This window comes from Polaribacter litoreus (genome assembly GCF_054584775.1).
On record NZ_JBTLRD010000007.1, the window covers coordinates 153,264 to 179,086 of the forward strand.

Consider the following 25,823-nt stretch of genomic DNA (forward strand, 5'->3'; position numbering starts at 1 on the left):
TAAGCGAATAAAAATACATTTGACAAAAAATAATTAACTTTTTTACTAAATTAATACTAAAATGAAAAAACAATTAAGCTTTAAAAAATTGCTTTTAATGATGTTTATGCTAACATCAACAGTTTTTGTTGCGCAGTCAACAATTTCTGGTACTGTAAAAGATGACAGTGGCAACCTCATTCCTGGTGTAAACATCCTTTTAAAAGGAACCACAAAAGGTGCCAACACTGATTTTGATGGTAATTACGAAATTACAAACGTAACTAATGGAAACTATACAATTATAGCGTCCTATATTGGTTATGACAATTTTACAAAAGAAATTACAGTGAATGGTAATCTAAAACTAGATATTATCATTAAAGAAAACGCTCAATCATTAGATGAAATTATTGTTACAGGAGTTGTAAATCCTAAATCTAAAATAGAGTCGAGTGTTTCTGTTTCTACAGTAGGAGTTAAACAAATTGCGCAAGCATCGCCAAGATCTGCGGGTGAACTTTTTAGAAGTATTCCTGGTATACGTGCAGAATCTTCTGGTGGTGAAGGTAATGCAAATTTTAACGTACGTGGTGTACCAGTTTCTTCTGGTGGTTCTAGATATTTACAATTGCAAGAAGACGGACTTCCGTTAATGTTATTTGGTGATACTTCTTTTGGTAATGCCGATAACTTTTTACGTATAGATTCTAATATCGGAAGAGTAGAAGCTATTAGAGGGGGTTCTGCGTCTACGCAAACTTCTAATGGTCCAGCAGGTATTATTAACATGATTAGCAAAACTGGTAGAAAAGAAGGTGGTACAATTGGTGCAACGTATGGTTTAGATTTTCAAACTAGTAGATTAGATTTTGAATATGGTACTCCAATTGGAGATGGATTATATTATCACATTGGTGGTTTTATGAGAGTTGGAGAAGGACCCAGAGACATTGGTTACCAAGGTAATAAAGGTGGTCAGCTAAAAGCAAACATAACTAAAGAATTTAAAAATGGTTATGTACGTACATACTTCAAATATTTAAACGACAGATCTGTAATGTACATGCCTATGCCAGTAGCGTTAACAGGTACAAATGCTGATCCAACTTTTGGTAATCTACCTGGTTTTGACATAACTTCAGATAGTCCTCATTCTGTAAACATGCAAAATACATACAGTGTTTATGATGGTAATCCTACACAAAATGATATGAGAAGTGGTAACAACCCTGTTAGTGCTTCTGTTGGTGCAGAGTTTTCTTTTGATTTAGGAGATGACTGGAAAGTAAATGGAAAAGCAAGATACTCTAACAATTCTGGTCAATGGAATGCTCCATTTACTGCAAACGTAGGTACAGTAGCAGATATTGAGGCTTTAGTAAGAGGAGCTTCTGGAGCAACTGGTGCTTTAACTTTTGAAGACGGTACACCTTTTAATCCAGCAAATGGATTGGCTCAAGATATTAGATATTTTGATGTAACTATCGAAGATTTAAGTAACTTTTTTAGCGATATTAAAGTAACAAAAGCTTTAAATGATAATATTGGTCTTACAGTAGGTATGTTCTCTGCAACACAAAACACTAAAATTGGTTGGCAATGGAGTTCTGCAATTTCTGAAGTAGCAGGAGATGGTCAAGCTAGATTAGGTGTTTTTGAAGGTTTCTCTGAAGGTGGAGCTTACTCTTATGGTCAACCTGTTTGGGGTAACTGTTGCCAAAGAAAATACAATACTGTACACAATGTAAATTCTCCTTATGTAGGTGTTGATGCAGAAATTTCTGAAAAATTAAATTTTGATGGAAGTGTACGTTTCGAAAACGTAAATGTAAACGGTTCAATAAACTCAGGACAATTAAGTAATTTAGATGCAAACGGAAATTTAATTGGTTTTGACTATAACAGTGATGGAGTGATTAGCCCTTTTGAATCTACAATACCTACAATAGCAGGTAATCCAGGACAAGCAATTAGCGATGATTATAATTTTGTTTCTTATTCTGCAGGTTTAAATTATAAAATTAATGACGGAGCAGCTGTTTTTGGTAGATATAGTAAAGGTGCATCTGGTAGAGCTGCAGACAGAAATACTTATGGTTCAGACGGCTTAGCTGATGTACAGTTTGATGAAATCTCGCAACTTGAAGTTGGTTTAAAAAAGAGATTAGAGAATGGTGTTTTAAATGTTACAGGTTTTGTTAGTAACACAGATGAAGGTATTAGTAACGAGTTAAACAGAACTGTAGGAAACCCTTTTAAAGCATTAGGTTTAGAGGTAGAATCTGCTTTAGGGTTTGGAGATTTTAGCATAAATGGATCTGTTACTTATACAAAAGCAGAGATTGATGGTGGCGCTAATAAAGGTAACAAACCAAGAAGACAAGCAGACTTTGTATATAACTTTGCTCCTTCTTATGCTTTTGGATCTGAAAAACAACACCTTTTAGGAATTACAGTTTTAGGTACATCTAAATCGTTTGCTCAAGATGATAACGACCTTGTAATGCCAGGTTACGCTTACATTAATGCTGTAGCAAAAGTTAGCTTAACAAAAGGATTATCTTTAAGTGTAAACGCAAACAATTTATTCGATACCATTGGTGTTACTGAAGTAGAAGGAAATGGAAACATTGCTGCTGGTTTAGCTGCTGCAAGAACAATTTCTGGTCGTTCTACAACAATGACATTGCAATATAGTTTTTAAGTAACAAGTAGTTTTTTATTATTGATTTTGAATGAGAAATAGAGCCAATGAAATATTTATTGGCTCTGTTTTTAAAACTTTAAAAAACTAAACCTAATAAATCTTATTTTAAAATGAAATATTTCATCATTACCATCCTTTTACTTAGTTCTCTTCAAAATATTGCTCAAGAAGTGGTGCATCAAAAAAAAGAATCAGAAAAAGAAAAAATGATTGTGTATGGTAGTGATAGTTGCCATAGTTGTTTAGATACTAAAGCTTTTTTAAAAGAAAAAAATATCAAATTCACGTATTATGACATCGATGTAAATAAAGTAAAAGAGCAAGAAATGTTAGTAAAACTACAAAAAGCTAACATTCCTATTTACACTCTAAGTTTGCCTGTAATAGACAATAAAGGAGATGTATTTTTAAACAAAGGTAATCTTAAAGAATTTCTAATCGTATTAGGTAAAAAAATTGAAGAAAATGAAAATTAAAAAACCCACATTAAGTTTCTGGCAAATATTTAACATGAATGTTGGTTTCTTAGGCATTCAATTTAGCTTTGGTTTACAACAAACTGCGGTAAATCCAATCTTCTCTTTTTTAGGAGCAAATCACGAAGATTTGCCACTACTCAACTTGGCAGGTCCAGTAACAGGTTTAATTATTCAACCAATTATAGGCGCAATTTCAGACAAAACTTGGTCTCCACGTTTTGGAAGAAGAAAACCATTTTTCTTAATAGGAGCTTTAATTGGTAGTTTGTGTTTATTCGCATTTCCATACAGCCCTTCTTTATGGTTCGCTGTAGGTTTACTGTGGATCTTAGATGTTGGTAACAATATGGCAATGGAACCCTATAGAGCCTTTGTTGGAGATAAACTACCAAATAAACAATTAAGTTTTGGTTATCAAATGCAAAGTTTATTTGTTGGTGCAGGTATTGTGTTGGCAAACGCATCTATATTTATTTTTCAAGATCAATTTGGTGGCGCAGAAAATGTAGATGAAACTGTAAAAGCAATTCCTAGATGGTTGTATTACTCCTTTTTTATAGGGGCAATTTTATCTATTGCAACCATACTTTGGTCGGTAGTAAAAACTCCAGAAATACCTCCATCAGAAGAAGAATTAAAAGAAATAGAACAACACAACAAACTATCTTTTATAGATAGAGTAAAAACGCCTTTTAAAGAAATAGTTGGCGCTATAAAAGACATGCCAAAATTTATGTGGAAGTTAGCAGGAGTCTATCTTTTTCAATGGTATGCCCTATTTATTTATTGGCAATTTATTTCGCCAATGTTCGAAGAAAGTATGGGTTTTAATAAATCAGAAGCATTAAGTCAGGCCGCAAAAATGAATACAACCTATAATATTTCTACCATTGTTTTTGCTTTGGCATTAGTGCCTTTTGCTCTAAAATGGGGTGGTAAAAAGGTGTATGTAATTAGCCTCTTTTTAACAGGTATTGCCATGTTAAGCATACCCAATATTCAAGACCCAACATTAGTTATTTTACCTATGATTTTATTTGGTATTGGTTGGGCAGCAATGATGGGTATTCCGTATTCTATGGTATCTAAAATTGTACCTCAAGAAAGACGTGGTGTATACATGGGTATTTTAAATATGATGATTGTAATTCCAATGGGAATTCAAACATTAACTTTTGGGCCAATTGTAAAAAACCTTTTAAATAATAGTGCAATAAATGCCATTTTACTAGGAGGTGCCTTTTTTATAATTTCTGGTTTTTTAGCACTTAGACTTAAAGAACCAAAATCAATTGCAGATTAAATTTAAGATGCAATTTGCATCCAAAAAGAAATAACTGATAAAGAAATTAATTTTGAAAAACAGTAATAAAAACATAGATATTTTATGCGTTGGCGAAGTCTTAATCGATTTTATAGGCCATCAAAATAATGTACTCATCAACGAAACAAGAGATTACCATCGCTATTTAGGAGGATCTCCTGCCAATGTTGCCATGAATTCAGCAAGATTAGGATTAAATCCTTATATGATTTCTGCTGTTGGAAATGATGGTTTTGGAGAGTACATTTTTAAAAGATTAAATGAAGTAAAAGTAAACACAAACCATTTAAAAAAATCAGAAAATAATTCTACGAGCGTAATTTTTGTATCTCGTTCTAATGGCACACCAGATTTTATGCCTTACAGAAATGCAGATTATCACATTTCAGAAGATCAAATTACTGCTGAAATGTTATCAAAAACAAAAATATTTCACACAACTTGCTTTGCATTAAGCAAAAACCCAGCTCAAACCACAATTCTTAAAAAAGCAAAAGAAGCCGTTAAAAATGGTTGCACATTAAGTATTGATATTAATTATGCTAAAAAACTTTGGTCTAGCAAGCAAGAAGCACTAGATGTTATTAAAACCTATTGCAGTTTAAACCCTTTAATTAAAATTAGTGAAGATGATATGTTACGTCTTTTCGAAAAACAACTTCCTCATGAAGAAATTTTTGAGTTCTTTCACAATTTAGGGGTAGAAACTGTTTGCCTTACACTTGGAAGTGAAGGTGTAAAACTTTCTCAAAAAGGAAAAAACATGATTCAATTACCCGCTATAAAAATAGAAAAGGTAATGGATACAACAGGAGCTGGAGATGCTTTTTGGTCTGGTTTTTTATTTGCATATATGAAAGAAAAAACCATCGAAGAATGCTTACAAATTGCATTAAAATTAGCAGCATTAAAACTACAAAATGTAGGTAGATTACCAGATAATATCAATATTTTATCAAAACTCTTATAATTTTATTTAACAAATTATGAATCAAGAAAAAATGAAGAGTATCTCAAATGGTGTAATGTTAAATGCATACCCAGATAGCATTGGTCATAAATTAAGTGACACGATTAAAATGTTGCAAAAGCCAGAATTTAAAGATGTTTTTTCTTTATTTTATGTGCTACCTACTTTTTTTAATAGTGATTTAGATAGAGGTTTTTCTATTATTGATTATAACATCAATAAAGAATTAGTTTCTAAAGAAGATTTAATAGCTCTAAAAGAATTAAATATCGATCTAAAATTTGACATTGTTTTAAATCATCTTTCTGTAGCTTCTCCTCAATTTAAAGATCTTTTAAAAAACGGAAAAAATTCTAAATTCAAAGATTTTTTTATCAACTGGAATGAGTTTTGGAAAGGTAATGGCGAGGTTAATGATGATGATATCGTTATTCCAAAAGAAGAATTTCTCAATAAATTATTTATGAGAAAATCAGGACTTCCAATTTTAAAAGTTCCTTTTCCAGATGGTACAGTAAAACCATATTGGAATACTTTTTATCAAAAAATCAAATACAATAAAATTACAGAAAAAGATATCATTGAAGTTATCCCCCAACTTTCAGAAAATGCTGAATTGGTTTGTAATAAAATCAATTCAGCTATTCTTAAAAATGAAAATCTATCTACTATAAACTTTGAAGACCTTAATGAGTATAAAGAAGAAGTATTGTTATTAGTTGCCCGTAAAGCAACTTATCTAGGTCAGATGGATGTAAATGCCAAATCTGAATTGGTTTGGGATTTTTACAAAGAAACCCTAGCAAAAGTAAAAAGCTTTGGATGTTCTATTTTAAGATTAGATGCTTTTGCCTATCTGCATAAAGAAATTGGGCAAACTAATTTTTTTAACAAACCTGGTACTTGGCAATATTTAGAAAGAATTAAACAAATTGCAGATAAAAACAACTTAACACTATTGCCAGAAATTCACGCAGAATATGGCCTACATTTACACGATGAAGTAGCAAAAGAAGGCTATCAAATTTACGACTTTTTCTTACCAGGGTTAATGATTCATACCTTAGAAAAAGCAAGCAATAAAGCCATTTTACATTGGGCGAAAGAAATTGTTGCAAAAAACTATAAAACAGTAAATATGCTGGGTTGCCATGATGGTATACCTGTTTTAGATTTAAAAGGCAAAGAAGTTAATGGCAGTTACAACAAAGGTTTATTAGAAGATGCTGAGATTGAATTTATAATGAATACCATTATAGAACGAGGAGGAAGAGTTAAAAATTTATACGATCCTGCAGGAAACAAAATCTCTTACTATCAAATTAATGCAACCTTTTTTAGTGCTTTAGGTGAAAATGAACAAAAGTTTTTACTTGCCAGAGCTATTCAATTATTTATGCCAGGTATTCCACAAATTTGGTATTTAGATGTATTTACTGGTAAAAATAATTATGCTGCTGCAGATAAAGGTGGCGCAGGAGCTCACAAAGAAATTAATAGAACCAACTTATCTATGCAAGATATAGAAGCAGGTTTAAAAACAGAAATTGTTTTACATCAACTTCAATTAATGCAGTTAAGAAATACCTTAGAAGCGTTTTCAGGTAAAATTACATTTCATGATTGCCCAGAAAATCAACTGCATATCAGTTGGCAACATAACAGTGCTTTTGCAGAACTAAAAGCAAATCTTAACACCTTTGGTTTTACCGTAAACTTTTCAGAAAATGGTACAATAAAAACTTTAACCTTTTAAACCGATTTTCTTTAAAAGAAAAGAATAATTATTTGCTCTTTACATGAAAAGCCTATATTTGTGAACAACTTAATATAAGCTAAATAAGAATGAGCAATTCAAGAAAAAGACACGAGGCTTTACTGTATCATGCAAAACCAAAACCAGGTAAAATAAAGGTTGTACCTTCTAAAAAATATGCTACTCAACACGATTTAGCATTGGCCTATTCACCAGGTGTTGCAGAACCTTGCTTAGAAATTAAAAAAGATGTTAATAATGTATATAAATACACCTCTAAAGGAAATTTAGTTGCAGTAATTTCTAACGGAACTGCTGTGTTAGGTTTAGGTGATATTGGCCCAGAAGCCTCTAAACCAGTAATGGAAGGAAAAGGCTTATTGTTTAAAATTTTTGCGGATATTGATGTTTTTGATATCGAAGTAGATGCTACAGATGTAGATAAATTTGTAGAAACCGTAAAAGCAATTGCACCCACTTTTGGTGGCATTAATTTAGAAGATATCAAAGCTCCCGAAGCTTTTGAAATTGAAAGACGCTTAAAGGAAGAACTTGATATTCCTGTAATGCATGATGACCAACATGGTACAGCAATCATCTCTGCAGCTGCTTTAAAAAACGCTATAGAAATTACAAGAAAAAATATTGCAGAAGTAACCTTTGTAGTAAATGGTGCAGGTGCTGCAGCAATTTCTTGCACTCGCTTGTATGTAGAGTTAGGTGCTAAAAAAGAAAATATTATAATGTGCGATAGCAAAGGGGTTATTAGAAAAGATAGAGAGCATCTAACCTCACAAAAAGCAGAGTTTGCAACAGATAAAAACATCAACACCTTAGAAGATGCCATGCAAAATACAGATGTTTTTATTGGTTTATCTATGGGTAATGTAGTTACTCCAAAAATGCTACTTTCTATGGCTAAAAACCCTATTGTTTTTGCCATGGCAAATCCTGTGCCAGAAATAGATTACGATTTGGCTGTTGCCACAAGAAAAGATATTATTATGGCTACTGGTAGGTCAGATCATCCTAACCAAGTAAACAATGTACTTGGTTTTCCTTTTATTTTTAGAGGTGCTCTAGATGTTAGAGCTACCAAAATTAATGAAGAAATGAAATTGGCAGCTGTACATGCCTTGGCAGATTTAGCTAAAAAATCTGTTCCTGAACAGGTAAACATTGTTTATGACGAAGTGAGTTTAACTTTTGGCGAAGAATATATTATTCCTAAACCTTTTGATCCTAGATTAATTTACGAAATTCCACCAGCTATTGCAAAAGCTGCAATGGATTCTGGGGTAGCATTAGAGCCTATTACAGACTGGAACAAATACCGAGAAGAATTAATGGAACGCTCGGGTTCTGGTAGCAAAGAAATTCGATTAATTCATAACAGAGCTAAAAGCAATAAAAAAAGAATTGTGTTTGCAGAGGCAGATCATTTAGATGTGTTAAAGGCGGCTCAGAGAGTTCATGAAGAAAAATTAGGACACCCAATTTTATTAGGAAGAAAAGAACTGATTTTAGCCCTAAAAGATGAAATAGGTTTTACAGATGATGTGCCCATTTTTGACCCAAAAACAGATGAAGAAAGAGAAAGAAGACATCGTTTTGGTGAAGCCTATTGGGTAAAAAGGCAACGTAAAGGAAAAACGCTTACAGAGGCAAAAAAATTAATGAGGGAGCGCAACTACTTTGGTGCCATGATGGTAAATGAAAACGAAGCTGACGCACTAATTACGGGCTACTCCAGACCTTATCCTACAGTTGTAAAACCTATTTTAGAATTGATTGATAAAGACAAAGGCATTTCTAAAATTGCAGCATGTAATTTAATGCTAACACAACAAGGTCCAATTTTCTTGGCAGACACCACTATAAACATCAACCCAACTGCTAAAGACTTGGTTAAAATATCTCAGATGACTTCTAAACTCGCCAAAATGTTTGGAATGAAACCTCATGTAGCCATGCTTTCGTTTTCTAATTTTGGATCGTCTAATACAGAAACCTCTAAAAAAATCAGAGAAGCAATTTCATACATTCATCGTCATTTTCCGGATGCTGTGGTAGATGGAGAAATTCAAGCCGATTTTGCATTAAATCCAGAAATGTTAGCAAAAAAATTTCCGTTTTCTAAACTAAATGGTAAAAATGTAAACGTATTAATTTTTCCAAATTTAGAGTCTGCAAACATTACCTATAAATTATTAAAACAAGTTGATAAAGCAGAATCTATTGGCCCAGTTATTTTAGGATTAAGCAAAGCTGTACATGTTTTACAATTAGGGGCAAGTGTTGATGAAATGGTTAATATGGCAGCATTAGCAGCTGTTGATGCGCAACAAAGAGAAAAGAATAAAAAATAGTACTTTTGGGGCGTTAATAATATTTTATGATTACACAAATTAGAGGAAGGCTCGTTGAAAAAAAGCCAACAGAAGTAGTTGTTGATTGTAATGGTGTTGGATATTTACTACATATTTCTTTACACACTTTTTCTAGTTTACCTGCAGATGAAAACGTGGTTTTATACACTCATTTAGCTATCAGAGAAGATGCTCATACGCTTTTTGGATTCATCAATAAAACAGAAAGAGAAATTTTTAAATTACTAATTTCTGTTTCTGGTGTAGGGCCAAGTATTGCTAGAACCATGTGTTCTTCTATGACATCCGAAGAAATTCAAAATGCAATTGCCTCAGAAAATGTAAAAGTCATCCAGTCTGTAAAAGGAATTGGCGCAAAAACAGCACAAAGAGTTATTGTAGATTTAAAAGATAAAGTGCTAAAAACTTTTGATATTGACGAAGTTTCTGTAACTAAAAACAATACGAATAAAGATGAAGCGTTATCAGCTTTAGAAGTTTTAGGCTTTCAGCGAAAACAATCTGATAAAATTGTAACAGCTGTTTTAAAAGAAAACCCAGACGCAACTGTAGAAAAAATCATAAAACTAGCTTTAAAAAACCTATAATCAATTGATTCGATTATTAAAACACATACTTTTATTAGTTTTATTTACTTTTTTGGTAAATTCATCTGTATTCGCACAAACTCAACAAACAAAAGATTCTACTAAGGTTAAAAAAGACACCTTAACATTAAGGTACGACTTTAAAAACACACAAAAAGGTGGGCTCTTTTTAGATGATTTAGCAAAGAAAGAAGTCATTTTTGACAAAGCCTTAAATAAATATGTAATCCTAGAAAAAATCGGCGATTATTATACCAAAACACCTATTTTTTTAACCCAAAGAGAATATGCACAGTATCGCTTAAAACGAGACATGTTGCAGTATTTTAAAGATAAAGTAAGCGCAACAAACAGTAAAAAGAAAGGTGCAGAAGCCGCTCAAAGAGATCTACTGCCTGAATACTATGTTAACTCTAAATTTTTTGAATCTATTTTTGGAGGAAACACTATTAAGGTAACCCCAACAGGAAATTTAAACTTAAAACTTGGTTTTATCTATCAAAATACCGAAAACCCGCAAATTTCTGAAGATAATAGAAGCAGTTTGGTTTTTGATTTCGACCAACAAATTAATGCCAGCCTTCGTGCAAAAGTTGGTGAGCGTTTAGAATTTAGCGCAAACTACGATACACAATCTACTTTCGATTTTCAAAATTTAGTAAAAATAGATTACACCCCAACCGAAGATGATATTTTACAAGGTATAGAAGCAGGTAACGTGGCAATGCCTATTAAAAACTCATTAATTAACGGTGCACAAAGTCTATTTGGTGTAAAAGCAAAATTACAATTTGGCAACACCAATGTAACCGCTGTTTTTTCTCAACAAAATTCAGAAAGTAAAACTGTTGTGGCAGAAGCTGGCGCATCAATTGAAGAGTTTGAACTCCAAACCACAGATTATGACAATGATAGGCACTTTTTCTTATCGCAATTTTTTATCGATAATTATGCCAATTCATTAAAGCAATATCCACTAATTAGTAGTCAGGTAAATATAACTAGAATAGAAGTTTGGATTACCAATAGAAACGCAACTACCGAAGATTTTAGAAGTATTGTTGCCTTTGCTGATATTGGTGAAACCAATACCCCAAATGCCGATAATAATTTTTACAGCAATTTTGTAAATAGCTCTGGTGAGGTTGAAAACGCTACCAATCCAATAACGGTAAATGCTAATGGTGAGGCATTATATCTTCCTCATAATAATGCAAATAACATTTACCAAGACAATATTTTAAACTCCATTCGAGATGTATCTTCTGTTGAATCAACATTAAGACAAGAATTCTCTATGTCTTCAGGAACAGACTATTCTATTTTAGAAAATGCTAGAAAACTGAACCCTAACGAATATCGTTTAAACGCTCAATTGGGCTATATTTCTTTAAACAGAAGGTTAAATGACGGAGAAGTTTTAGCAGTTGCATACGAATATACAGTTGCTGGGACTGTAAATGGCAGTACCCAAAAATCTTTTAAAGTTGGTGAGTTTTCTAATGATGGTGTACAAGCCCCTAATAACTTAGCTGTAAAACTTTTACGTTCAGAAATTTTACAAACTGTGCGTAAAAACCCAAATACTGGCGAAAATGAATCTTTTCCTACTTGGCGTTTAATGATGAAAAACGTGTATGCTTTGGGCGCTTTTCCACTAACGCAAGACGGTTTTCGCTTTGAGATTCAGTATAGAGATGATGATACTGGTATCGCATCTAATGTGCTACAAAATGCAGCTACTCAAGATATCGCGAATACTCCATTAATTCAAGTTTTAGATTTAGATCAACTAGATCAAAGTCAATTTAGAACCGCTGATGGTTTTTTCGATTATGTTGAAGGTATTACTGTAAATTCTCAAAACGGATATGTTATTTTTCCTGATCCTGAACCATTTGGAAGTGGATTGGCAAAAGATTTAACCAACTCTTTAGATGATAAATTTATTTTTAATGAATTGTATTTAAATACCAAAATCAACATTAAAAACAATTTTCAAAACAAAGACAAATACTTCTTAAAAGGATATTTTAAATCTGAAAGTGCTGGCGGAATTCCTATTGGCGCGTTTAATGTGCCTAGAGGATCTGTAAGAGTTACTGCTGGTGGTAGGCAGTTGGTAGAAGGTGTAGATTACGTAGTAGATTATCAATTGGGTAGAGTACAAATTATTGATCCTGGTTTACGAGCTTCAGGGACACCAATAAATGTATCCACAGAAAATAACGCGGTTTTTAATCAACAAAGAAAAACCTTTATGGGGGTTGATATTGAGCACAAATTTTCTGATGATTTTGTAGTGGGCGGAACTGTGTTAAACGTAATGGAACGTCCTTTAACGCCAAAGGTAAATTTTGGTTCAGACCCTATAAACAACACCATGTTTGGGGTAAATATTGATTATGCTACAGAAGTGCCTTATTTTACCAAACTGGCAAATAAACTGCCATTTGTAGATACAGATGCGCCTTCTAACATCTCAGTAAGAGCGGATATGGCCTATTTATTGCCTGGAACTCCCAGCGGAATTGATGTGGCTGGTGCAGCTACTTCTTATATTGATGATTTTGAGGCTTCTCAAATACCCATTAGTTTATTATCTGCTTTAGACTGGTACGAAGCAAGTACACCAAAATATAACGATATTACAGACCGTTTTAATGGTACTGCAGATGGCTTAGCATACAATGATAAAAGAGCAAAATTGGCTTGGTATAGCATTGACCAAATTTTCTATGGTTTGGGTGATACACCTGCTAGTATTAATGCTGATGAACTTTCTAGAGCAGAAACAAGACAAGTAAATTACAATGAATTGTTTCCTAATCAACAGTTTGACATCACACAAAACACCTTATTAAGAACATTAGACTTGGCATATTTTCCTGAAGAGAGAGGTTCTTACAATTTTAATATTGATGCCAATGATGTGAATGACGATGGTACTTTAAAAAACCCTGAAGAAAATTGGGGTGGAATTATGAGACCATTAAACACCAATAATTTTGATCAAGCTAATGTTGAATTCATTCAGTTTTGGGTGATGGATCCTTATCAAAATTATTCTATTACACCAGAAGAAGGTTTACCTGCAGGTATAAACCCAAATGATATATCTAATCAAGTAGGTGATTTATACATCAATTTAGGAAATGTTTCTGAAGATATTGTAAAGGATAGCCGCAAAATGTTTGAAAATGGTTTACCTGAAGATGGTATAAAAGTAAACGATGTAAATGTAAATAGAACAATTTGGGGAGATGTGCCTAGAAACCCTTCAATCATTTATGCATTTAGTGAAGAAGATGATGCAAGAAACAATCAAGATTTAGGTTTTGATGGTTTAACAGATGCTGAAGAGTTGGCCAATTTAGCCACTAATTTAGGCGTTGATCCGCAGACTTTACCTAACTATCTTATTAATGACCCTGCTTCTGATAACTTTCAATTTTTTAGAGGCAGTAATTTAGATGCTATTAATGCATCTATTGTAAGAAGATATAAAAATTTTAACAATACACAGGGCAACTCACCAACCTTAAATCAATCTCCTGAAACCTACCCTACTTCATCTACAACCTATCCAGATGTAGAAGATATCAATAGAGATCAGACCATGAATACTGTAGAAAGTTTTTATGAGTATAAAATTTCTATGAATAGAAACGATTTACAAAAAGGTAAAAATTTTATTGTAGATCAAAAAACAACCACAGTAACTCTAGAAAACGGTAACACACAAGAAACCACTTGGTATCAATTTAGAGTACCAATCAGAAATGGTACTCCAATTAACGGAATTTCTGACTTTAACAGCATTCGTTTTGTGAGAATGTATTTAACCAACTTTAAAATGCCTGTGGTTCTTCGTTTTGGTGAGTTAGATTTGGTTAGAGGAGATTGGAGACGTTACTTAAAAACTATAGATCCAGACATTGACCCAAGTAGAGATTTAAATCAAGCTGAACTTGAAAGTTTTGAGGTTGGTGTGGTTAGTATTGAGCAAAATAATGGAACCTATCAAACTCCACCAGGTATTGAACGAGAACGTTTACAAGGTACAACTACAGTTCAGTTACAAAATGAGCAATCTGTAACGCTAAAAGTAAACCAACTTGAACCTGGAAAAACAAGAGCTATTTATAAAAACATTAGTGTAGATTTAAGACGTTTTAAAAATTTACAAATGTTTATGCACTTGCAAAGTGTAGAGGGTGAAGCCCCTGCTGCAGACAATGAATTTGCAGGAGTTATTCGTTTAGGAACAGATTTAGATGAAAACTATTACGAATTAGAACTGCCCTTAAAAGTATCTGAAAATGGGAATACAGCCGAGCAAATTTGGCCAGAAGAAAATAACTTGAATGCCTTTTTAGAAACATTAGGTAAAGTTAAGCTAGAAAGAGATGGTTTAGGAGCAGCTATTAACGAACCTTTTACTTCTCAAAATCAGGGAGATTTACCTTATAAAGTAACTGTAAAAGGTAACCCTACTTTAGCGCAATTAAGAACCATTGTTTTAGGGTTAAAAAATATTAGCCTTAGCAATAAAAGTGGAGAAATTTGGTTTAACGAATTACGTTCGTCTGATTTTGATAACGAAGCTGGCTGGGCTGCTGTGGTAAATGCAGATGCCAATTTTGCTGACGTTGCCAACGTTTCACTGTCTGGTAGCATGCAAACCATTGGTTTTGGTAATGTAGAAGATAGAGTAGCGCAACGTACCTTAGATGAAACCAAACAATACGACATCAACACTTCTGTGAATTTAGGAAAAGTACTAACCCCTCAAAAATGGGGCGTTCAAATACCAATGAGTTATAGTGTTGGTGAAACGTTTATTGATCCTAAATTTGATCGTCAATATCAAGATGTTGAATTTAGTGAGGTAAAATCGTTCTTTGAAAGTCAAACTGATAGCCCACAAAAAGAACAGGCTCTAGAAAACATCAATAATTCTCAAGATTACACAAAACGAACTAGCATTAGTTTCATCAATGTAAAAAAGAACAGAAACCCAAATACTACTAAAAAGCCTAAATTTTATGATATTGAAAATGTAGCGGTTTCCTACTCACACAATCGCGAATTTCGACGCGATTATAACATTCAAAAGTTTATCAACGAAAATGTAATGGCTTCTGCTGGGTATAATTTTAATTTCGATGCTAAACCTATTGAACCTTTTAAAAAGAACGATTCTTTATTTAGAAGTAAGTATTGGAAATTTTTAAAAGACCTTAATTTTAATCCAGTTCCCACTACTTTAGCCATCAATTCTAGAATCAATAGAAGTTATAACGAACAACAATCTAGAAATTTAATTGAGGGGTTATCACCACAACCAGAACTAATTCAACGCAGGTTTTTATTTGATTGGGATTATACCATTGGTTTTGATTTAACAAAATCGCTACAACTCAACTTTAACGCTACCAACAATTACATTTATGATGCCTTTGGCAGTGGAGAAGAATTGCAAATTTTTGATGATTTCTTTAATACAGGTAGAGCCAATCAATATCACCAAAAGTTAAACGGAACGTATCAATTGCCTTTAAACAAATTCCCTTTCTTAAAATTCATTAAAGCAGATTATGCATATACAGCTGATTTTGATTGGCAAGTATCTTCGCAAGACAAAACCATTGCAGCACAAATTGGTAATGTAATTCAAAATGCCAATACCCATAATTTAAACACCACCTTTACGTTTGATAAGATTTACAAAAGTATCGGTTTTGAACGATTGTTGTTAACCAAAACACAACGTAAAAATGCAAAAGGAAAAAACTTATCTAGAATAAGACCCAAGAAAAAATTACCCATTGGTAAACAAATTTTAAAAACTACTTGGGGGTTATTAACTTCTGTAAAACAAGGTAAAATTAGTTATACCGAAAATAATGGCCAATATTTACAAGGTTATGATCAGGGCGTTGGTTTCTTAGGTGGCCCTCCAACAGCATTTGCCTTTGGTAGTCAAGTAGATATTAGAAACAAAGCGTTAACAAACGGTTGGTTAATAAACCCAAGAGCAGCATCAGAAGAATACTTTAACAAAAGATATAGCAGAACACATTATAACAAATTAGATTACAACTTTACCTTAAAACCAATTAACGATTTAAATATTGATGTGCGAGGTAATAAAATTCAAACACAAGACATATCGCAACAACTCGATGTTATTACTGCTCCAGATCCTTTAGCAAATCCAAATGGTATTTTAGACGATACGATAGACACCTTTGAAACAGGTAACTTTAGCACAAGCCACTCCATGTTTGCTACCGCTTTTACAGATGGTGATGCACTGTTTCAAACCATGAAAGATGCACGAGTTGAAATTTCGCAAAGGTTGGCATCAGAGAGTGGTATAGACACCAACGACCCCACTAATATTAATGACGATGGTACAGTAAAAGGTTTTGGTGGTAATAGCCAACAAGTTTTATTACCGGCTTTTATGGCAGCATATTCTGGTAAGAGTCCTGCAAAAGTAAATACAGGCTTGTTTAGAAATATACCAATTCCTAATTGGACTTTACGATATAATGGATTTATGAAAATGCAATGGTTTAAGAAAAACTTTTCATCATTTGTGGTTTCTCATGGCTATAAATCTTCATATACCATTTCTAACTTTACAAATAATTTGCAATACAACGAGGCCACTGCATTCACAGAAACGAATGCTGCAGGCAACTTCGAGTCGCAAAGATTAATCGCAAGTGCAACTTTAGTAGACGAGTTTTCGCCATTGCTTAAAGTTGATATGAAAATGAAAAACTCTTTCTCTTTTAGAGGAGAAGTGAAAAGAGACAGAACCTTAACCATGAATTTTAACAACAGTACTTTAACAGATATTACTGGAACAGAATATATTTTTGGACTAGGTTATGTATTTAAAAATGTAAAAATGAACACCCGTTTTACGGGTAAAAAAACAACCTTAAAAGGTGATATCAATTTAAGGGCAGATGTTTCATTACGAGATAATTTAACGCAAATTAGGTATATAGATGAAGATAATAATCAAATTAGTGGTGGACAACGATTATTTTCTATTAAATTTACGGCAGATTATATTTTAAGTAGAAGTTTAACCGCCTCTTTTTATTATAATCACCAAACATCTAGATTTGCAATATCTACCACATTCCCAAGACAGGCAATTAATGGTGGTATTAATATTATTTACAATCTAGGAGGAAACTAAAATAAGTACATTCAAATTTATAAAAAACAGTAAAAAATGAACATTCCATCAGAATTAAAATATACCAAAGATCACGAGTGGATTAAAATTGAAGATAGCATTGCAATAGTAGGTATTACAGACTTTGCGCAAGGCGAATTAGGAGACATTGTTTATGTTGATGTTGATACTTTAGACGATACTGTTGAAGAAGGTGAGGTTTTTGGATCTGTAGAAGCCGTAAAAACGGTATCTGATTTATTTATGCCCTTAACAGGTGAGGTAATTGAATTTAATGAAGGCCTAGAAGATGAACCAGAATTGGTAAATTCTGACCCTTACAACAAAGGCTGGATGATTAAAATTCAAATTTCTGACAGCTCACAAATAGAAAACTTACTCGATGCTGAAGCGTATAAAGATCTTATTACTCAATAACGTAATTCTTATTGCAATAATAATTACCATAGGTATTTTATGCTTAAGTTTAATAAAAGTTTCTAATGTACCAAGTATGGAAATTAAAAACGTAGATAAAGCTTACCACTCAATTGCCTATTTTACATTAGCTACAGCATGGTTATTTAGTTTTTATAAAAAGCCTCAAAAAAAATATACTATCGTTATTTCGTGTATCATTTTTGGCATAATTATTGAAGCTTTACAGATGAATTTAACTGTATACAGATCTGGAGATCTTTTAGATGTAGTGGCCAACAGCGTAGGTGTTCTCTTAGCTTTAGTGGTTTTTAATATTTTTTTAAAAAAAAATCGCATTAATTCATCTTCATAGTTGTATTTAACACAATAATTTAATTAAATTAGCAAACTATAAAACTCTCTATAATGGAAATTAAGAAAAATCCTAAATCGAACTTAGAAAATTTTAGTAAAATTTTTATGCAAATAGGGTTAGTGTTAGCCTTATTTGTTACTTACATTGCCATAGAACAAAAAACCTATGACAAAACTTATGGTGAATTAGCAGTTGTAAATATGAATGCTGAAATGGAAGAAGAAATTCCTATTACAGAAAGAGTTGAACCTGTAAAACCTAAAACACCACCACCACCAACTCCAGAAAAAATAGAGATTGTAGAAGACGAAAAGGAAATTGAAGAAACTGTAATCGAATCTACTGAAACAGACGAAACCGAAGCAATTGAAGTGGAAGAAATTGAAGAGGTAGAAGAAGTAGAAGAAGTAATTGAAGACGTAAGTTTTATGATTATTGAAGATGTACCGGTTTTTCCTGGATGTAAAGGAAATAAGGCAGAACTAAAAAAATGTTTTAGCCAAAAAGTACAAAAACATTTTTCTAGAAAATTTGATGCAGATTTACCAAATGAATTAGGGTTATCTCCAGGTAAAAAAAGAGTATTTATTGCTTTTAAGATTGATAGAAGTGGAAATATTACCAACATTCAAGCAAGAGCACCACACCCAAAAATTAAAAGTGAGGTAGTTAGTGTAATGAATCAACTGCCTAAAATGAAACCAGGTAGACAGAGAGGTAAGCCTGTAGGTGTTAAATACAGTATTCCATTTACTTTAATTGTTGAATAACAATTAAAATTGAATTCTTATAAATAAAAAAACGTTTAGATTGGTCTAAGCGTTTTTTTTGTACTTGTACTTAAAGTTTACTTTTTTATACCAGAATTCAGACGATTAAAAAATAAGGTTCTAAAAGATATTCATTATAAGAAAGATACACCAAAACTACGATAATTTATCCTGTTTGCTTGCCAGAATATTTTAAACCAAATAGACGTTGTTTTCAAGTAATACGAATTATAACAGCCCATTGGTTTTTAAAAGTAAAATACTTCCAAACCAAAAAGTGATATTGAAATCGAGTTCAATCACCCATAAAATCTAACAGGTTCTAAGCCAAATAAAAGTTATTCAGCCATTTCTAGCAATTTTAAAACGGTATTGTAATTTCTTGTGGTAGCTGTTACTTTTAATTTTCTTTCAAATAAATGATTAGTGATTTTTGAGCTTCCAAATCCGTTTGGGCAATACATATAAATGACATTTCCATCAATTTTAAAATCATCTTCTGCAATATTCTTGATTTCAATTTCAGTGATTTTTGGTGATCTATCTAAAAAAGTAAAAGCAACTATTTTTTTATTCTCGGTAGAAAAAGGATAATTCTCAATGGCTTTTTTCCATTCCGAAATTGTTCTTGCTATTACAGGAACCTCATGGCCGAATTTTTCTTTAATTGCTATTTTTATAGTATCGCAAATAACATTGGTACTTAAATTAGATTCTAAGATAATATTACCACTTTGAATGTAAGTTTGTACTTTTTGAAATTTCAATACTGTTAATAACTGACGTAAATCTACCATAGGTATTTTGTTTTTACCTGATACATTGATGCCTCTTAATAAAACAATATATTTTTTCATTCAGTTTATTAACTTTCTTATAGTTTCAATTTAATCAGTTGTCTTTATAAAAATGCTTAGCCCTGATTGAAACGACATCCTTTTTTATTTTTCATAAAAAAAATATAGTGGAAAGCAGGAATAGCTTCTAATAATTTTACAATCCTGTAATTTTATCTTCTTTTAAAATATTATTTGTTTCTGCTATAACTTTATCTAAAATGCTATTTAGTTCCTCTTTTGTCATCTCTAAATGCGTATGTACTTTATCATCTGCAATTAAATTCAACAACGCTTTGTCTTGCGCTCTTCCCCTTTTCATAGCTTCATTGTAACCAATATTTTCATTAAAAGTAACCAAAGAATATTTTGAAGCATATTGACTTGGAAATGTCTTTTCTAAGTCCATTTCTATTTTACGCTTTTCTTTGAATAAAGGGTTTGCAACGTGATCTCGCATTTCGTAAAAATTATCAATGGCTAAATCTGCAATAGCATCTGTGTCTTTTTTACGTACTTTTTGATAGGCTTTAAACACAGCTTCCCAACCAAAGATTTCTCGACTGCGCTCGAAATGACAAAGTATTTCATCAAAAACCACGACATCTTCAAAAGAAGCATTCATACCTTGTCCGTAAAAAGGTACAATAGCATGCGCTGAATCTCCCATTAAAAGCGTTTTATTTTGATACGACCAAGGAGAGCATTTGATAGTGCCTAAAGGACCTGTTGGGTTGTTTACAAACTCTTCTTTGATATTCGGTATTAAAGCCAAGGCGTCTGGGAATTCTTTTTCAAAAAATGCTACAATTTTTTCTTCGGATGTTAAATTGTTAAAGTTGTATTCGCCTTCATCATAACTTAAAAACAAGGTTACTGTAAAACTACCATCCCTATTTGGTAAGGCGATTAACATAAAATCGCCTCTTGGCCAAATGTGTAAATGTCCTTTACTAATTTGATGGTTTCCGTTTTCATCAGCCGGAATTTCTAACTCTTTATACCCGTGATTTAAATAGTTTTGCGAATAACTAAATAAGAATTTACGCTCTGAAACATAACTTTTTCTGAGTGATGAACCAGCACCATCTGCTCCGAAGATAACATCGGCCTTTACTTGAAATTTCTCCTCAGATTCATAATTTTTAAAATGCGCTATTTTATTTTCGATGTCTACTTTTGTACATCCTGCGTTGAAGTGAATCGTTACATTTTTGTGTTTTTCGGCTTCATTTAATAAAATGGCATTTAAATCGCCTCTTGAAATGGAGTTGATATACTCTCCTGCTCTACCTGAATAATTAGATGTAAAGGTATTCCCTTGATTATCATGCATTAACCTGCCATACATTGGTATACAAATTTCTTTGGCTTTTTCTTCCATTCCACATAAGCGTAGAGCTTTTAACCCTCTGTCTGATAATGCTAAATTGATAGATCTTCCAGCAGAAATGTCTACTTTTCGTAAATCGGGTCTACTCTCGTAAACTACTACTTTGTAGCCTCTTTGTGCTAGTCTTAAGGCTAACAAAGCGCCACATAGTCCTGCTCCGATTATTAGAATTGAAGCCCCTCCTAAATCCTCCCCAAAAGGGAGGACTTTTTCATTGTTGCTTTTTGTTTCTTTTTTATTTTCCAAAATAATTTATTCTATTTTTAATCAACCTTATTTCTTTAAAAGTTAATCTCATAAATGAAATGTTAATGATGTTTGTTTTTCCTTTTTCATCAAAAAAAACAATTTCAGGAATTAAAGAGTTAAATTTAATTCCTTCATTACTATTATAAAAAAACTCTTTTATCAATATATTTTTCCTGATAAGAATAATTCGTTTTTTAGAAATTATAAGACAATGATATTTAGTTTTTCTAAAAAAAAGTAAACAATCAAGTATTACATTATTTGTGTAAAAAATATCTAAAAATCCTAAATCAGATTTTTTCTTTAAAAACATTACTTCACCTTCTTTTTCGAAAAGTAATTTTATATCATTGGTATTCATCAATTATAAATCCATTAAACTTTCGTTCCTTTGGAAAGGATTGAAGATAGGATTGAAACCATTTGATACACATCCTCAAACGAATTATACATGGGCACAGGAGCACAACGAATAACATCTGGTTCTCGCCAATCTGTGATAATATTTTTTTCCATTAATTTTTGATGTAAACTTTTATCAGCTTGTTGCACTTGAATAGACAATTGACAACCTCGTTCTTTTGGATTTTTTGGGGTGATGATTTTAATATCTTCTGAACCCATTTCATGGATTAAAAACTCGAAAAAACCTGTTAATTTTGCTGATTTTAGACGAAGAGCGTCCATACCTATTTTATCAAATACATCTAAAGATGCTTTTATAGCTGCCATAGATAATATGGGTGGATTGCTCAATTGCCAACCTTCTGCACCTTGCATTACATCAAAAGGCATTCGCATGTTAAAACGAGTAGTTTTATTGTGGTTCCACCAACCTGCAAAACGCGGTAAATCTTTGTTTTTAGCATGTTTTTCGTGTACAAATACTCCTGATAAACTTCCTGGCCCTGAGTTTAAATATTTGTAGGTACACCATGCTGCAAAATCTACTCCAGCATCATGTAAGTTGGGTTGCACATTTCCTGCTCCATGAGCCAAATCAATACCAACGATACAACCTTTAGAATGCCCTATTTCTGCGATTCGTTTTAAATCTAAAAACTGACCTGTATAATAATTTACACCACCAATTAATAGCATTGCAATTTCATCACCTTGATTGGCAACAATGGCTTCTAAGTCCTCGATATTCAATAATTCCTCTCCTTTTCTTGGTGTCCACTCTATAACATCATCTTCAGAAAAGCCATGAAATTTTAATTGCGATTGTACTGCATATCTGTCTGAAGGAAACGCGTCCGACTCAATCACAATCTTATATTTTGTTTTTGTAGGTCTGTAAAACGATACCATTAATACATGTAAGTTGGTCGTTAAAGTATTCATTACCACCACTTCAATAGGTTTTGCCCCTACTATTTTTGCCATTTTATCAGTTAGAAATTCGTGATAATGTATCCACGGATTTTGAGCCTTAAAATGCCCTTCTACCCCTAAATTTGCCCAATCTTCTAATTCTTGATGCAGGTATTGTTTTGTTGATTTTGGTTGTAAACCCAAAGAGTTTCCTGTAAAATACAACCAATCGTTTCCGTTTTTATCTTTCGGAATGTAAAATTGATTTCGCAAATAAGCAAGCGGATCTTCTTTATCTAATTGTTGGGCAAATGCCAATGTGTTTTGGTATTTCATCAATAAAAATAGGATTGTTACCAAATATAAAACATTCTGATTTTAGAATGAATTAATTAGTATCTTTATTCTACAAATTCTAGAAAACTGACTTATGAATTCTTACAAATTATTACTTTTTATATCTATTGTATTTCTTGTTTCGTGCAACAATAATACAGTATTGGTTGCAGGTTTACAAAGCGTTAGTGAAGACATACAAAAACAATATGCTCCTGATAAAAGAGTAGCGATTTACAACATTGATATTGCAACTGTTGGTGATAAAATTGTGCTAACAGGTAAAACAAACGCTCAACAAGCTTACCACAGATTGCTAGATAGTTTAAAGCGTTTAGATGTAGATTTTAGCAATACAATTAGGGTATTGCCAGATACAGCTGTGGGTAATAAAATGTTTGCAGTTGCCAGAAATTCTGTAATTAACATCCGATCTAAACCCAAACATTCTGCGGAGTTAGGCACACAAGCTTTGTTAGGCATGCCTTTAAAAGTATACGATAAAAAAGGAGATTTTTATAGAGTTCAAACACCTGACCACTATATTTCTTGGGTAGATAAAGGCGGCATTACAAGAATGACAAAAGATGAATTTACTACTTGGAATACTTCTGAGAAGGTAATTTTCACTCAAAATTTTGGCTATGTGTATACAAATCCTAAATTTGAAACGATTGTTTCTGACATCACTTTAGGTGGCGTTCTAAGGCTTTTGCGAAACGAAAAAGAATATTATTTTGTGAAATATCCGGACGACAGAAAAGGATATATAAAAAAAGAAGAAGCGATGATTTATGGGGCTTGGTTACAAAGCAATTCTTTTTATAAAGACACAGAAATCGCACAAAGGCAAAAAAACATAGCACAATATGCAAAAGAAATGCTAGGTTTTCCATATTTATGGGGAGGCACCTCTAGCAAAGGAATGGATTGTAGTGGGTTTACAAAAATGGTGTATTTAATGAATGGTTTTATCATTCCTAGAGATGCTTCTCAACAAGTACAAGCAGGACAAATTGTGGATGCTGCACTGAAATTTGAAGGCCTAGAAAAAGGCGATTTATTATTTTTTGGCAAGAAAGCAACTGCTGATAAAAAGCAAAAAGTTACGCATGTTGGCATTTGGTTGGGTAATGCTAAAATGGAATTTATTCATGCTTCTGGCAATGTGCATTTGAGTTCTATGGATGAGAAACAACCTCATTATGATGCGTTTAACAAAAATCGTTATTTGGGTAGTAGACGCTATTTAGGGGTAGAGGATCAAATGATAGTGAAGTTCAGCGATACAAGTATTCTTTATTAACATTTCCGAATTAATACTTGAAAAGTTTTACGATTGTGCTATTTTTGGATTTGTTCTTATAATTACCCACAAACAGTAAACAAAGTATTTGGTTTTTATATATTCAAAACACACGTGAAGAACTGAATTATGACAACGTTGACATCAACCCTGCCCTACTAAGCCAGTTGTATATTCAAGTTACTTTTAATATGTTTGCTATGCATGGAATTAATTAACGAGTTTGACAGCACATTTTTATAGTGACATTTCGTATTGCTACACTTGCATACAGCATTGACGATTTGAAAAAAACCAATCAAAACACCAAAAATGACGTACAAAGAAACGCTATTTTTTATTGGCCAAAGTTTAACCATCAACCACGAGCAAAAAAATAAAATTGTCATCGAAGAGCAATTGAAAACAAATGCTATTGATTGGGATGCTGTCGTTAAAATAAGCACAGCGCATTTTGTGTTTCCGGCGCTATATTGTAATTTAAAGCGTGCGAATTTTTTACATTACCTCCCTGAAGATTTGGTTGGGTATATGAAGCATATTACCGATTTAAATAGAGAACGCAATGAACAAATAATAGCGCAAGCTAAAGAAATTAACAGAGTACTCTTAGCAAACGACATCACACCTATCTTTCTAAAAGGAACTGGCAATTTATTGGAAGGCTTGTATGAAGATATCGCCGAACGCATGGTTGGGGATATTGATTTTATTGTGTCTAAGGAAGAGTATCCAAAGGCGATTGCTATTTTAAAAAAAATGAAGTACAAGGAATTTAAAGAAGGGCATCATATTCGTAAATTTCATTGGCATTATCCTAGGTTGGTTCATCCCAATCATATAAGTGCCGTAGAAGTCCATAATAAAATACTAAAGAAACCATTTGATACTATTTTTGGTCAAAAACAGATACAACAAGACGTTATTGAAAAATTTGGTATTCACTTTTTATCTTCAGGTCACAAAATATTGAATGCAATATTGCCTAAAATCATCAACGACCAATTGTACTATTCACAGCATATCACTTTAAGAACGATGTACGATGTTTTTTTAGTCACTACAAGGGGAGCCTATAGCATTCAATTAGAAAACAAAGCTGTTTTTAAAAAATTCAACAACTTTTTAAGCTGTATCCAACTGGTTTTAAACTATCCAAACGCTATAAAAATAAAGGAATCAAAGACTACAAAAAAATATCAGAAATCTTATGTGTTGAGATTAAACAACTCGAAAATAGTCAAACTACAATCAACAATCATAGATAAATGGATACAATTAAAGAGCAAGTTCATCATTTTAAAAATGGCTCTTTATGACAAAGAATACCGTTCATTTGTGTTAAAAAGAATTTTTCAAATCGATTTTTACAAAAGTTTTGCAGGTTTTACATCCTCAACGAAGAATTAACTTTAAAAAGG

At 32.5% G+C, this 25,823-nt stretch carries 16 protein-coding genes; 13 read left to right on the forward strand and 3 right to left on the reverse strand.

Annotation, left to right across the window (positions count from 1 at the left end; translation table 11 throughout):
• Positions 1-61 precede the first annotated feature (61 nt).
• From ACW9UN_RS08180 to ACW9UN_RS08230, 11 genes are all read left to right on the forward strand, one after another.
• On the forward strand, positions 62-2,686 hold the full coding sequence (locus ACW9UN_RS08180) for a TonB-dependent receptor domain-containing protein (protein ID WP_459485633.1): 2,625 nt from the start codon (positions 62-64) through the stop codon (positions 2,684-2,686).
• A 113-nt stretch (positions 2,687-2,799) separates the two neighbouring features.
• Positions 2,800-3,165, forward strand: coding sequence for a glutaredoxin family protein (locus ACW9UN_RS08185; RefSeq protein WP_459485635.1), 366 nt, complete (start codon positions 2,800-2,802; stop codon positions 3,163-3,165).
• On the forward strand, positions 3,155-4,471 hold the full coding sequence (locus ACW9UN_RS08190) for an MFS transporter (RefSeq protein WP_459485637.1): 1,317 nt from the start codon (positions 3,155-3,157) through the stop codon (positions 4,469-4,471). The genes ACW9UN_RS08185 and ACW9UN_RS08190 overlap by 11 nt, the downstream gene beginning before the upstream one ends.
• Before the next feature lie 52 nt (positions 4,472-4,523).
• On the forward strand, positions 4,524-5,462 hold the full coding sequence (locus tag ACW9UN_RS08195; protein ID WP_459485638.1) for a carbohydrate kinase family protein: 939 nt from the start codon (positions 4,524-4,526) through the stop codon (positions 5,460-5,462).
• A 31-nt stretch (positions 5,463-5,493) separates the two neighbouring features.
• A complete protein-coding gene (locus ACW9UN_RS08200) occupies positions 5,494-7,218 on the forward strand; it encodes an alpha-amylase family protein (RefSeq protein WP_459485640.1) in 1,725 nt (574 codons plus the stop codon).
• An 89-nt stretch (positions 7,219-7,307) separates the two neighbouring features.
• Positions 7,308-9,587: an NADP-dependent malic enzyme gene (locus ACW9UN_RS08205; protein ID WP_459485642.1), complete on the forward strand. Its 2,280-nt coding sequence runs from the start codon at positions 7,308-7,310 to the stop codon at positions 9,585-9,587.
• Between the two features lie 26 nt (positions 9,588-9,613).
• Positions 9,614-10,195 (forward strand): Holliday junction branch migration protein RuvA, encoded by a 582-nt coding sequence (gene ruvA / locus ACW9UN_RS08210; protein WP_459485645.1) that lies wholly within the window; start codon positions 9,614-9,616, stop codon positions 10,193-10,195.
• A 4-nt stretch (positions 10,196-10,199) separates the two neighbouring features.
• Positions 10,200-17,420, forward strand: coding sequence for a T9SS outer membrane translocon Sov/SprA (sov, locus tag ACW9UN_RS08215; RefSeq protein ID WP_459485648.1), 7,221 nt, complete (start codon positions 10,200-10,202; stop codon positions 17,418-17,420).
• A gap of 36 nt (positions 17,421-17,456) precedes the next feature.
• Positions 17,457-17,837, forward strand: coding sequence for a glycine cleavage system protein GcvH (gcvH, locus tag ACW9UN_RS08220; RefSeq protein ID WP_459485650.1), 381 nt, complete (start codon positions 17,457-17,459; stop codon positions 17,835-17,837).
• Positions 17,803-18,192 (forward strand): VanZ family protein, encoded by a 390-nt coding sequence (locus tag ACW9UN_RS08225; RefSeq protein WP_459485653.1) that lies wholly within the window; start codon positions 17,803-17,805, stop codon positions 18,190-18,192. Before gcvH ends, ACW9UN_RS08225 begins: the two co-directional genes overlap by 35 nt.
• 53 nt (positions 18,193-18,245) lie before the next feature.
• On the forward strand, positions 18,246-18,965 hold the full coding sequence (locus ACW9UN_RS08230; RefSeq protein ID WP_459485654.1) for an energy transducer TonB: 720 nt from the start codon (positions 18,246-18,248) through the stop codon (positions 18,963-18,965).
• A gap of 338 nt (positions 18,966-19,303) precedes the next feature.
• Here the strand turns inward: ACW9UN_RS08230 and ACW9UN_RS08235 are convergent, their stop codons facing one another.
• The 3 genes from ACW9UN_RS08235 to kynU all read right to left on the reverse strand — a co-directional run bounded on the left by ACW9UN_RS08235 (position 19,304) and on the right by kynU (position 23,096).
• Complete coding sequence (locus ACW9UN_RS08235; protein WP_459485657.1) at positions 19,304-19,822, reverse strand: DUF1697 domain-containing protein; 519 nt, start codon at positions 19,820-19,822, stop codon at positions 19,304-19,306.
• Between the two features lie 136 nt (positions 19,823-19,958).
• Positions 19,959-21,365 (reverse strand): FAD-dependent oxidoreductase, encoded by a 1,407-nt coding sequence (locus ACW9UN_RS08240; protein ID WP_459485725.1) that lies wholly within the window; start codon positions 21,363-21,365, stop codon positions 19,959-19,961.
• 453 nt (positions 21,366-21,818) lie between these two features.
• Positions 21,819-23,096 carry a kynureninase gene (gene kynU / locus ACW9UN_RS08245; protein WP_459485659.1) on the reverse strand — a complete coding sequence of 426 codons (1,278 nt, stop codon included), beginning with the start codon at positions 23,094-23,096 and terminating at the stop codon, positions 21,819-21,821.
• A 94-nt stretch (positions 23,097-23,190) separates the two neighbouring features.
• Between kynU and ACW9UN_RS08250 the strand changes: the two genes are divergently transcribed.
• Together ACW9UN_RS08250 and ACW9UN_RS08255 are read left to right on the forward strand one after the other, a co-directional pair.
• A complete protein-coding gene (locus ACW9UN_RS08250; protein ID WP_459485662.1) occupies positions 23,191-24,402 on the forward strand; it encodes a C40 family peptidase in 1,212 nt (403 codons plus the stop codon).
• A 312-nt stretch (positions 24,403-24,714) separates the two neighbouring features.
• Positions 24,715-25,812 carry a nucleotidyltransferase domain-containing protein gene (locus ACW9UN_RS08255; RefSeq protein ID WP_459485665.1) on the forward strand — a complete coding sequence of 366 codons (1,098 nt, stop codon included), beginning with the start codon at positions 24,715-24,717 and terminating at the stop codon, positions 25,810-25,812.
• The last annotated feature ends 11 nt before the right edge of the window (positions 25,813-25,823 follow it).